We start from the raw sequence: 12,788 nt of genomic DNA on the forward strand, positions 1-12,788 counted from the left end.
AATCTGGATCATAGCAGAGCATTCAGGTGAGACGGAGGATTCAGACGGCAAACCCGGGTTTCCCCGGGTGTTCCGTGCGTGGTGGGTCAAGTAGGCGAGGCAGGTTGCTTACGAAAGCTGTCGATCACCATCAAGGCAGCCCCAACAGTGATGGCACTATCGGCGATATTGAATGCAGGCCAGTAGAGTTGCTGATAATAAACCTGAATGAAGTCCACTACATGACCATACGCAATGCGGTCGATCAGGTTGCCGATGGCACCGCCTAGAATCAGACTTAGCGAGGTCGCCAAAACCTTATTATCCGATTGCTTACGCAACATCCAAATAATCGCACCAGAAACAACAATGGCAATCAAGCTGAAAAAGTGTCGCTGCCAGCCCCCGGCATCAGCCAGAAAGCTGAATGCCGCACCGGGGTTGTAGGCTTTGACGATGTTGAACGACGGCACCACCGGAATGGTCTGGCCATAGAACAGGTTGCCGTCAATCCACAATTTGGTCACCTGATCGGCAATGACGATGATCAGGGCCAACAATAACCACTTACGCATGCCGACGTGCCTCGCCTTCACCATGCAGGTTGCTGACGCAACGGCTGCACAAATTGCTGTGGGCGGCATTGCTACCCACATCGGCACGATAGTGCCAGCAACGTTCGCACTTCACATACTGGCTCGGTGCCACGGTGACTTCGTTTGCTTCGGCCTTGACCAGCTTGGATTGCGAGGTGATCAACACAAAGCGCAGGTCATCGCCGAGTGATGCCAACAGGTCATGCAGATCGCCCGAAGCGGTGATGGTCACTTCCGCTTGCAGCGATGAACCAACGCCGCCAGCGACACGGACTTCTTCGATCTGTTTCTGTACTTGCGAACGGAACTCGCGCAACTGTGACCAACGGGTGACCAAGCGCTCTCCGTGTGTGACATCGACCACTGGGAAGTCATACCACATATGGAAGAAGATGGAATCTTCCTGGTTGCCAGTCAGCCAGCCCCAGGCTTCTTCAGCGGTAAAGCTGAGGATTGGCGCCAGTAGGCGAACCAGACTGTGGGTAATGTGATGCAAGGTGGTTTGTGCGGCACGGCGTGGCAAGGAGTCGGCGCCTGTGGTGTACAAACGGTCTTTCAGGATATCCAGATAGAACGCCCCGAGGTCTTCCGAACAATAGGTGGTCAGTTCCTGCACTGCATGGTGGAAGGTGTAGCGCTGGAAGTGGCTGCCTGTTTCGCGGCCGGCGAATTCGGCGATACGATCTTGCAATGCCTTGGCTTGGACGATGGCGTATTGGTCGATTTCCAACAGCTGATCAAATGGTACCAGTTGGGTCTTGGCATCGAAATCAGCCAGATTGGCCAGCAAGAAGCGCAGTGTGTTACGGATACGGCGATAGCTTTCGGTCACGCGCTTCAGGATTTCTTCGGACAGTGACAAATCGCCGGAGTAATCGCTGGAGGCAATCCATAGGCGCAGGATGTCCGCACCCAATTTGTTGCAGATTTCCTGTGGTTCGATGCCGTTCTTCAATGACTTCGACATCTTACGGCCCTGTGCATCCACGGTAAAGCCATGGGTCAGCAATTGCTTGTAAGGGGCGTGGCCAAAGGTTGCGCAACCGGTCAGCAGGGAGGACTGGAACCAACCGCGGTGCTGGTCGGAACCTTCCAGATACAGATCGGCCGGGAAGTCATCGCTGGCATCGTGGCGCACCATGTCGGCATGTTGCTTAACCACCGCATAGTGTGTAGAGCCAGAGTCGAACCACACGTCCATGGTATCGGTCAGTTTGTGGTATTGCGTGGCTTCGTCGCCCAGCAGCTCCTTGGCATCCAGTGCAAACCAAGCCTCGATGCCACCTTGTTCGATGCGTTGTGCCACGGCCTCCAGTATTTCACTGGTACGGGGATGCAGTTCACCGGTTTCTTTATGTTCAAACAAGGTCATCGGCACGCCCCAATAACGCTGGCGGGAAACACACCAATCAGGGCGGTTGTTGATCATGGCCTCTAGGCGCGCACGACCCCAGGATGGGAAGAATTGGGTATCTTCAACGGCCTTCTGCGCACGACGGCGCAGGGTTTCTCCCTCGTTGCCGGCTTTTTCCATACCGATGAACCATTGGCTGGTGGCACGGAAGATGACTGGCGTCTTGTGGCGCCAGCAATGCGGGTAACTGTGCTGTAGTTTTTTGTGTACCAGCAGTGCTCCGTTGGCTTCCAGGGTTTCCAGGATCTTGGGGTTGGCATCCCAAATATTCATACCGCCAAACAGTGGCAGGCTGCTGATGTACTTGCCATCTGGCCCAACCGGATTGTTGACTGGCAGACCATAATGATTGCCGACCAGATAATCTTCCAGGCCATGCGCAGGGGCGGTGTGGACCAAACCGGTACCTGCATCGACGGTGACGTGCATGCCGCAGATGATCGACACCTCCTTGTCGATGAATGGGTGCTTGAGCTTGAGGTGCTCCAATTGTGCGCCAGTACATTGGCCGACTACTTCAACGGACTCCAGACCATAACGTTGCAGCGCAAACTCAGCCAGATCGCGGGCGAGAATCAGCAAACCTTTTTCGGTTTCGATCAGGTCGTATACCACTTCAGGATGAACGCTGACCGCTTCGTTGGCTGGCAGGGTCCATGGTGTGGTGGTCCAGATTACGGCATAGGCTGCTTCACCGTTGACGTGCGTGCCAAAAGCCTTTGCCAAAGCGTTGTTATCGACGACGCGGAAAGCCACATCGATGGCGGGCGAATTCTTGTCCTGATACTCCACTTCGGCTTCAGCCAGCGAGCTACCGCAGTCCAGACACCAGTAAACTGGTTTGGCGCCTTTATACAGGAAGCCGTTCTGATGGATATGACCTAGCGTACGGACAATATTGGCTTCGGTCTTGAACTCCATCGTCTTGTAAGGTTTATCCCAGTCACCCAAGATGCCCAGGCGGATAAAGTCGACCTTTTGGCGTTCGATCTGGCTTTCAGCAAATTCACGGCACAGCTTGCGGAAGGCATTTGGCTCCAGATGCTTGCCATGCAGTTTTTCGATCTGGTGCTCGATCGGCAGGCCGTGGCAATCCCAGCCCGGCACATAAGGTGCGTCAAAACCGGCCATGGTCTTGGACTTGACGATGATGTCCTTGAGAATCTTGTTGACCGCATGGCCTAAATGGATATCGCCGTTGGCATAGGGGGGGCCGTCATGCAGGATGAACTTCGGGCGGCCTTTGGCAACATCGCGGATTTTTTTGTACAGTTGACGTTGCTGCCATTGGGCCACCATGCCCGGTTCGCGTTTGGCCAAGTCACCACGCATTGGGAAGCCGGTATCGGGAAGATTCAAAGTATTCTTGTGATCAGACATGTCGTTGTGGTCTCAAGCAAATATTGGGTATGTCCCCATTCTAATCGCAAAAGCGGCAGGGTTCAGTTCAACCTGCGTGGCTGATGGATGGGGATGAAATTGAGTCTCGCGCTGCAAAAAAGCGGCGACAGTTGTCAACGTCGCGGGCAATGGCCTGAGTCAACTCGTCGAGGCTGGCATATTTCTCCTCGTCACGCAGCTTGGCCAGAAAATCCACCCGCAGATGTTCGCCATAAATACTGCGCCCGAAGTCAAACAAATTGACTTCGAGCGTGGCTCTCCCATTGGCAGTGATGGTCGGGCGCAAGCCAAGGCTGGCTGCTCCTTGATAGATACGTTGATCGAGGCCGTGCACCTCGACGACAAAAATGCCTTTCAGCGGCGGCTTGTTGTGCTTCACCTGGATGTTGGCCGTCGGGAAGCCCAAGGTCCGGCCGATTTTGTCGCCATGCACGACCCGTCCGCTGATGGAATAAGGGCGGCCCAGAAGGCGGGTCGCCAACGAACAGTTACCAGTGGCCAATGCATCACGCACTGCTGTACTGGATACACGTAGTTGGTCAGCCATGATACTGTGCATTGCCTCGGCTTCGACCCCCAAGGTCCGACCTGATTCAACCAGCAGTGGATAGTTACCTGCTCGCTTGGCACCAAAACAGAAATCATCACCAACCAGCACATAATGCGCTTGTAAGCGTCGAACTAGCATATCCTCGATGAAGGCCTGGGCGCTCAATCCGGCAAAAGCAGGAGTGAAGCGCACTACATAGACGCGATCGATACCGTGATAGGCCAATAATTCCAACTTTTCGCGCAGGCTGGTGAGGCGTGCAGGTGCTGCATCAGGACTAAACAGCTCGCGTGGATGCGGTTCGAAGGTCATGACGGCTGCAGGTAGACCACGGCTGCGCGCCACGTTGACCAGTTTTCGCAACATGGCTTGATGTCCAAGATGGACACCGTCGAAATTGCCGATGGTCAACGCACAGGGCGTGTTATCAGACGAAAAGGGGGATCGGAAAACCTGCATGCCGGGTGACTGTGAAAAAGGGCGCGAACAACGTATGGCCGAAAAGGATTGAATTGTAACGGCTTGAGGGGAGCCGGGTCTAGGCTCTGCTGATATTTAGTTTGCAGTATGTAATCACCACTATTTGCCTTGATCTGCCTGAGGCAGGGCTGGGGTGTCGCCGTGCAGACCGTGGCGCTTCAATTTGTCGTATAAGGTTTTGCGTGGAATGCCTAACTGTTCTGCGGCTTGTGTCACTTGCTGTGCGCTTTGCTTCATGGCTTCCATGATCAAGGTTTTTTCATAATCCTCGATCAGTTCTGGCAGATTGCGTGGCGTGACCGTGTTGCTGGCATACAACGGGATGCCAAGTACGTGGCGATCGGCAGCATTTTTTAGTTCGCGTACGTTGCCTGGCCAATGATGGGCTTGCAAGCGAGCACGGGTGGTTGCATCAACTGGTCTGGCTTCTCGACGATAACGCATTTCCGCTTGCCTGGTGAAATGTTCGAACAATAGCGGGATGTCTTCCCGGCGCTCGCGTAATGGGGGCAAGGTCAAGGTGATCACATTCAGCCGATAGTAGAGGTCGGCACGGAACTGGCCAAGGTCGGCAAGGTGTTGCAGATCCGATTTGGTAGCCGCAACAACGCGGCAATCCACAGGAACAACGTCATTACTGCCCAAGCGTTCCAATGTGCGTTCCTGCAAGACACGTAACAGCTTGATCTGTAATTGTAATGGCATGGTTTCCAGTTCATCCAGAAACAGTGTACCGCCACTGGCATGCTCAATCTTACCGATTCGGCGTTTTTGAGCACCAGTGTAAGCGCCGGGTTCATGGCCGAATATTTCACTTTCGAAGACGCTTTCAGGCAGTGCGCCACAATTCAGGGCGACAAAAGGTTTACCAGTGCGCGAGGAAAACTGATGCAGACAACGGGCAACCACTTCTTTTCCGCAACCGGTTTCCCCAAAGATCAGCATGTCTGCGTCGGTATCGGCCAGGGCCGCAATCATGGCCCGCAATCGCACCATGGCTGGGGCATTGCCCAGCAACACGCTGTCCAGCCCTTGTTGCCGGCTGAGCGCTTGCCGTAGGCAACGGTTTTCCAGCACCAGTCGACGATGATCAAGGGCGCGGCGGATACTGTCGAGCAGCGTATCGGCAGGATAAGGCTTGGCAATGAAGTCGTAAGCTCCGTCACGCATGGCACCCACGGCCATGCTGATGTCGCCGTGGCCGGTAATCAGGATGACGGGCAGCTCCGGATCGATGGTGTGAATGCGTCGTAGCAATTGCAGGCCATCCATGCCGGGCAGGCGCACATCGCTGACGACAACCCCAGCAAAATCCGTGTTCAGGGTGGCCAGTGCAGATTCTGCGGTTTCGTGCACCGTCGCGGGGATGTCGGCTAGATCAAGTGTTTGCTGGGTTGCGTGGCGAATTAGCACTTCGTCGTCGATGAAACAGACTTGCAGAGCGTCAGGCATGGGTGGCTTCTTTCTGGGGTGAGGCTTGCAGAATCAAGCTGAAACAGGCACCGCCTTCCGGTAGATTGCCAGCGGTCAGCTCTGCCCCAAATTCGTGGGCGATGGCTAGCGAAATCGATAACCCGAGGCCCATGCTGTCGTGATCCCGTTTGGTGCTGAAAAAAGGGTCAAACAGTCGTGGCAGATGGTTTGACTCGATGCCCGGCCCATTGTCCTGAAGCATCAAGGTGATCTGTGTTTCATGGACTTGGGTCCGGATGACAATACGTGGGTCGGCGCGCCCCTGCAATGCATCCAGTGCGTTGCGCAGCAGATTGATCAAGACCTGTTCCAGCTTGATCGGCTCAAACACGACCCAGTAATCATCGCGTGGCAAGATCATGTCAATGTCCACCTGCTGTTGGCGAATGCGCTGGTCCAGCAACATCAGCGCGGCGGACAACGATGCTTGCAGGGAGACCGGACGGGCATCGTCTCCACCACGGCGGGCAAACGAGCGCAGTTGACTGGTAATACGTCCCATGCGGTCGGTCAGGTTGGCGATCAAATTCAGATTGCTTTGTACGGCCGCTGATTGCTGGCGGGCCAGCAGGGTTTGGGCATTGTCGGTCAAGGTGCGCATGGCCGCCAGTGGTTGATTCAATTCATGAGTAATGCCGGCAGCCATCTGGCCCAATACGGCCAGCTTGGCAGCCTGGATCAGTTCGTTCTGTGTGGCATGCAGTTCTGCCTCGGCGTGCTGGCGCACACGGATCTCGTCAGATAACGCCTGATTGATCTGCTGCAGATCTTGCGTGCGATCCGCAACTTTCTGTTCCAGCACATTATTGGCTTGTTCCAACAATGCCTTGGCTGCCAGGTTGTCGCGAATACGTCGACGCCGTTGCAGGTAGGCGAATAGACCGAAATAGATGGCAGCCAAGGTCGGCACACCAGCATATAGTGCGGCATGGCTGGCACGGCGGGCCGAGGCTGCATCGGTCAGCAACAACATTTGCCAGTCGAATTCAGGTAGGGGCAGGCGTTGGGTCAGAAATTGCTGAGTTTGGCCGTTGGCATCTGACAACTGCCAGACAGCAGTGTTGACATCGACGGGTCGATCAATATGCACCGGCAAGGCTGGGAAGTGAGTAGCCGTATATTGTCGTGAGTCGCGAATAACAGACTGAACTGCGGGTGGCACGGGTTGCAGAGCCCGCATTTTCAAGCGGGTATCCGTTGCCAGAAACACGATATGCTGGTGATCGGCCACCAGGACTTGTTCAGCACCGGCTTTCCAGCTGGCTTCCAGGGCATCCAGGCTGACCTTGACCACGGCAATGCCGATCAGGGCACGCTGCTGGTAGATCGGTAGACTGAGAAAATAGCCCGCCTGGCCGGTGGTCGTGCCGATGCCATAGAAGCGGCCAGGCCGACCCACACGGGCCTGTTGGTAGTAGGGCCGGAAGGTGTAGTGGTTGCCGATATAGGAACCCGCCTCGCGCCAATTGCTGGAGGCAATCGCTGTGCCGTCGATATCCAGCACGAACAGGCTGGCTGAGCCGGCTTCCTGATTGATCGTTTCCAGATAGCGATTTGCCCGGGCTTGTAAGGTGGGGTCTTGTGGATGAGCAAGCAGGTCGCGTACTTCCTGATTTAATGCCAATACGCGTGGCAGATAACTGTAGCGTGAAACGGTGTTGCGCAGGCTACCTGCGTAGATTTCCAGTCGATGGCTACCGGCCGCCTGCAACCTCGCCAATTCGGTGCGTTCAGCCCAATTCATGATCAGCCACAGCATGGCAGACGAGAGTAACAACAGGAGGCCAGTCAGGGGCAGGCGTCGGCGAGGAATCAACAGTCGTGACATGGTGAGCAGTCTACTGTAGCAGCGCCTGACATGTAATTGCCGGGCGCTGCAGGGTCAGTCAGTGGTCAGGGCCTTCATTTCGTCGGCCTGATGGCGCTGTTGCTCTTCCATGACCAGCCAGGCTAGTTCCTTCTTCAGGTCGTTGAAGGCTGCGCTGCTGGGGTCACGTGGGCGTGGCAGGTCGACCAGTACATCGCGCTTGATGGTACCAGGACGATAGGTCATCACCACGATCCGGTCGGCCAGATAGATGGATTCCTCAATCGAATGGGTCACGAACAAAATGGTTTTGCCAAACTCAGCCCAGATCTTCAGCAATTCATCTTGCAAGGTACGGCGGGTCAGGGCATCCAGCGCCCCAAAGGGTTCGTCCATCAGCATGATGGGCGAATCCAGTGCCAGCACACGCGCAATGGCAACACGTTGACGCATGCCGCCAGACAGGTCTTTCGGGTACCGGTCACGGAAGTCGCTCAGGTGCAGCTTGGCCAGCAACGATTCGACTCGCTCCTTGATATCAGCCTTGCTGCGGCCCTTGATCTCCAGCCCGAACCCGATGTTTTGCGAAACTGTCATCCAAGGGAAAAGCGCATATTCCTGAAAAACCATGCCTCGATCGGGTCCCGGCTCACGAACAGTCTTGCCATCCACGATAATCTGCCCATTGCTGGGCAGGCTGAAGCCGGCAACTGCATTCAGCAGGGTGGATTTGCCGCAACCAGATGGGCCGAGCAGGCAAACGAACTGGCCGTGTGGAATAGTCAGATTGATATCTTTCAGTGCCACCACAGGTTTGTCGGCGGTCTGAAAAACCTTCTGGACGTTGTCGATATGAATTTGGGTTGTCATGTGGGATTCCTTAGTTTTCCAGCCCACGATGCCAGCGAAGCAGGTGGTTGTTCAGCTTGTTCATGGCAGTGTCGATCAACAGGCCCAGCAGGCCGATAGTCAGCATGCCGGCGATGATTTTGTCGGACCAGAAATATTCACGTGCTTCCAGAATACGAAAACCCAGGCCATTGTTGACAGCGATCATTTCCGACACGATGACCACAATGAAAGCGGTTCCCATGCCAATGCGGGCGCCTGACAAGATGTACGGTGTCGCTGCAGGCAACATCACCCGGACAAACATATCGCGATTGCCTACCCCCAGATTCTTGGCAGCACGGATGTAAATGGAGTCCACATGGCGAACCCCGGCAATGGTGTTCATCAACACAGGGAAGAAGGCGCCGATGGCAATCAGGAATACCGCTGGGGGGTTGCCCAGGCCAAACCAGAGAATCGACAGCGGAATGTAAGCAATGGGAGGGATCGGCCGTAATACCTGGATCAACGGGTTCATCAACCCATATACCCGCTGACTGGCGCCCATCGACAGGCCCAACGGTAAGGCCAGTCCACCTCCGATGGCAAAACCAAGCAAGACGCGGTACAGGCTGCCGATGGCGTCGTGGATCAATTCGCCGGAAAACAACCATTTGGCGTAACTGCCTGCCTCGGGGGTATAGGCCTCGGTTGGTAGCAGATAAGCCCACCACTTGATCAATACGGCGGTTGGTGAGGGTAGAATTTGCGGATTGACCCAGCCCAGACTGGCCGCAGATTGCCATAGAATCAATATGGCAGCTGGCACAATGGCGCCCGCAGCCCAGGTTCGGATGGAAGAGGATGGCATAGCAACTCCTTGAGACAAACAGCGGATCACATTGGTGGCCATCCTGTCACCGGTATCTTATACAGGTATGGCTGCCAATGTGGGGACGAATCACTTGATACCGTTGGCTTTCTTGGCCTGTTCCAGCAGGTCGAGTTTGACCCAGTCTTTGGCGACCGGTGGTTTGGCCATCTTGCCAACTTTGTACTGCACCATCATGTCGGTGGTAGTCTGAATGTGTTCGACACTCAAGTCGTAGCTGAACGGGGAGTTGCTGATGGCGTCGTCGAAGTCATCCTTGCTGATCTGGCTCTTGAACATGTTCTCGCGGACGTATTTCTCGGCAGCGGCTTGATTGTCGATGAACAGTTTGGTGGCCTGCACAAAGCAGTTCATGAATTTTTGCGCTTCTGCCTTGCGGGTGGTATAGAATTTCTCACTCACCACCAATGTGCGAATGGGTTCGCCCAATGGCGTGTCATACGGTTTCAGCAATTCTTTACCAAAGCCTTTGTTGATGGCTTGTGACGATTGTGGCTCTGACTGCGCCATGGCGTCGATGTTTTTCGACATCAGCGCTTGATTCAGATCGGCGAAGGCCATATAGACGATCTGCACATCTTTGCCGGATTGGTCCGACCAGCTCAGTCCGGCTTTGGCCAGCTCGGCTGCCAGCACCAGCTCCTGTGCGCCGCCCCGGGCCACGCCTACTTTCTTGCCCTTCAATTCGGCCATGGATTTGATCGGTAGATCCGGGCGAATCACGATACGCACGCCGCCTTTGGCGAAGCCGGCTACCGCATAGATGGGTGCGCCACCGGCCCGGCCGGCCACCGCGGCATCAGCTGCGCTGGCAGCCACATCGATCTCGCCTGCAATGATGGCTGGCATGATGTCCAATCCTTTCGCAAACATGCGTTCTTCCACCTTGATGCCACATTTCGGGGCGATTTCCTTGATGTAGGACACTGCGCCATAGTGGGCGAACTTCAGGTTGCCCAAGCGAATGGCTTCATCGGCAAATGAAGGTGCAGCAGCGGCAAAAGTAGCGGCAACGGCAAGGCTGGCAATACATGGTTTCATTCGAATATCTCCTGTTATATGAATGCGATCGATCGCATGTTTTGCTTTTCAAGCAAAGTGATCATTGCAAATGCAATGCCAGCAAAGGTGAAGGCCTAACTGGCTGATAAAGCAAGGCATGGTTCTGGCAAGGTGGGTTGTATGTGGCGGATTTCCAGAATCGTCTGACTATTCGTTCCGGAATACGTGACACGCCCAGCCAGCAAAGTCTAGGCCATTGTAAGTTGGCTTCCTTGGCTTGTGTAAATCCGGACGTGGCCAAACCAAGCTAGGTGCGACCTGGCAGTCGGTATGTTGGAGGTGGGTAAGAGGTCAGAAGGAACGGCAGGTCACCTGCAAGCATCATCAATGACATTGCCGTCATACCTGAGTGCCTACGTGACTGCTGAGCAGAAAGTGGCAATGGCTGGATCAATGGTGCATGGTAGTTGGCATGCTGCAGGGCAAATGGTAGTGAGCCAAGGTGTAACGGCGGTACCCGATCAATGGATCGGATACCGCCGCTGGAGGGATGACGTCAAGGCAAGCGTTGTTTCTTGCCAGTCATCATAGTGTTTTACTGATCAGTACCTTGGGATTGCTGCCAATGCCATTCCAAGCCATCGGTGTTTCCAGTAGCTCGATTTTGCTGATTATTTTGTTACCGGGTACGTTGACCCCCCAAATCTGGAAGCTGTCGCCATTGTTCGGATCAAGCTTGCTGGCCGGGACGCTACCCAAGGGCGAGAACCAGCTGCGCATGCCGCTTTGTAATAGGACGTGCTGCTTGCTGCCATCCTTGAATGTGACGCGTACGGTGAAGTCACACCCGCTGGCATGGCAATACCAGGCATACTTGCCGGTGTTTGGTACGATCTCAGCCAGTTGTGAAGCCACTGTAGGGTCAATATTGCGGCGCAGATTACCTTGGTAGGACAGGACCGGATAGATCTGCGACATGTTGGTTGTGCTGGCCAAGCTATGGGTAATGATGATTGTGTGAACCGCGACATCGCGCTGATTCGGCAGGCCGTTGTCAAAGCCCCATAACCCGCTGCTTTCTGTCGTTGGCGTAAACTCGACACGACGCTTGTCAATGCTATCCCAGCGGCTGTAGCTGGTTGAGGAGGCATTGTCGATGAAGATCGTGCCGCCGTTGTACTTGCGCTTGCCATCCTTGTCGATAGTGGTATTTCCTTCAAAGTAGCGCTGAATCACGCCAGCATTGAAGTCAGCAAACATGGTGTAGCGATAGCCCTTTGCCTGATCGCCTGAGCCCCCTTGCATTGGATCTTGCTTGATGCAGCGGCCTTCCTTGTCCTTGATGCGATTTGTATCGGTCTTGCAGTTTTTGAAAGTGTCGGCATCCTGCGGCAGATAAGGCGACAGGAAAGTGTTTCGACCCAGGTCATAGCCCCAGCCTGATCCTAGCAAACTACCGTTGATATATGGGTAGCTGCCGCTTTTGTAGCCATCGGCGGCATGGGGCATACCGAAAGCATGGCCTTGCTCATGGATGAAGATGCCTGCATAGCGATGGTCACCTGTACCACGCGAGCCGCCACCCAGGCCGCCGCCAGGTCCTGAATACTTGCCATCGGCACCCAGCATCAACAATGGCGCATAATGCTGACTGTTGGTACCAGCTTCGCCATTGGCCTCACGAATTGCACTGAGAATGCCTAGTGCTGCGCTCATGACGTCGTAGCCGTCCTTTTGCTGATCGGCATTTTCTACTTTGTACGCCGGGCCGCTGTTGCGTGGGCCAACAATAATATAAGGCCAGTCTATACGTTTGAGTGGATGATTTTTCATGTTCAGCCGCGCCACTGGCCATTTTGCGTACAGCTCGTCGAAAGTGGCCTTGTCTGGATTGCCGACGACCGAATAAGGTTGGGTGTTGGTGTCGTTGGCACCAAACAGATACATCGGCACGATCCACATATTGAAGTCGATATCCACGCCGACTTCCGGTTTTTTGTAATCACTGGCGCTGTAGTTATCTGCCGAGACACGCAACATGACACCTGGCCTGATCCAGGCTGCGGGCAGGATTGCGCTGTAGCGGTTACTTGCATAAATTGGGCCGTTGGCTTCGGTAACGGGCAGCTTGTCTGGTGTATTCAATGTTACCTGACCCAGCTTTGCGTTGTTGTTCCAGGCTTCTAGTACTGGCCGGGTCGGTGTAGCAGCGCCCAGATCAACCATGACCAACGTATCACGCTGCCCGGTCAGATGCAGTCTACCCATTTCGGACCCGTCAGACTTTTTCCATGTCAGCCCGGCCTCAGGTAATACATGCGTTTGCGCGGTCTCGAATTTGGAGATCACCAGCTGTCCAGGGG

9 protein-coding genes are annotated in these 12,788 nt (G+C 54.9%); all 9 read right to left on the bottom strand.

The genetic code is table 11. The features are described 5' to 3' along the window. Positions 1-86: 86 nt before the first annotated feature. Entirely contained in the window at positions 87-554 is a 468-nt protein-coding gene (lspA, locus tag FFS57_RS18145) for a signal peptidase II (protein WP_137939228.1), read from the bottom strand. Beyond that, a complete protein-coding gene (gene ileS, locus FFS57_RS18150; RefSeq protein WP_137939229.1) occupies positions 547-3,369 on the bottom strand; it encodes an isoleucine--tRNA ligase in 2,823 nt (940 codons plus the stop codon). Before ileS ends, lspA begins: the two co-directional genes overlap by 8 nt. 67 nt (positions 3,370-3,436) lie before the next feature. After that, positions 3,437-4,399, bottom strand: coding sequence for a bifunctional riboflavin kinase/FAD synthetase (locus FFS57_RS18155; RefSeq protein WP_137939230.1), 963 nt, complete (start codon positions 4,397-4,399; stop codon positions 3,437-3,439). A gap of 120 nt (positions 4,400-4,519) precedes the next feature. Then, positions 4,520-5,872 carry a sigma-54-dependent transcriptional regulator gene (locus FFS57_RS18160; RefSeq protein WP_137939231.1) on the bottom strand — a complete coding sequence of 451 codons (1,353 nt, stop codon included), beginning with the start codon at positions 5,870-5,872 and terminating at the stop codon, positions 4,520-4,522. After that, on the bottom strand, positions 5,865-7,721 hold the full coding sequence (locus FFS57_RS18165) for a sensor histidine kinase (RefSeq protein WP_137939232.1): 1,857 nt from the start codon (positions 7,719-7,721) through the stop codon (positions 5,865-5,867). The genes FFS57_RS18160 and FFS57_RS18165 overlap by 8 nt, the downstream gene beginning before the upstream one ends. Before the next feature lie 54 nt (positions 7,722-7,775). Continuing rightward, complete coding sequence (locus FFS57_RS18170; protein ID WP_137939233.1) at positions 7,776-8,570, bottom strand: ABC transporter ATP-binding protein; 795 nt, start codon at positions 8,568-8,570, stop codon at positions 7,776-7,778. A gap of 10 nt (positions 8,571-8,580) precedes the next feature. Further along, positions 8,581-9,402: an ABC transporter permease gene (locus FFS57_RS18175; RefSeq protein WP_137939234.1), complete on the bottom strand. Its 822-nt coding sequence runs from the start codon at positions 9,400-9,402 to the stop codon at positions 8,581-8,583. 90 nt (positions 9,403-9,492) lie between these two features. Then, the gene (locus tag FFS57_RS18180) at positions 9,493-10,464 is read right to left on the bottom strand and encodes an ABC transporter substrate-binding protein (protein ID WP_137939235.1); all 972 of its coding nucleotides are present in this window, start codon (positions 10,462-10,464) and stop codon (positions 9,493-9,495) included. A gap of 546 nt (positions 10,465-11,010) precedes the next feature. Beyond that, on the bottom strand, positions 11,011-12,788 hold a 1,778-nt coding region (locus tag FFS57_RS18185; RefSeq protein WP_212749164.1), incomplete at its 5' end, for a M66 family metalloprotease.

The sequence above is a fragment of the Chitinivorax sp. B genome (assembly GCF_005503445.1).
GTDB lineage: Bacteria > Pseudomonadota > Gammaproteobacteria > Burkholderiales > SCOH01 > Chitinivorax.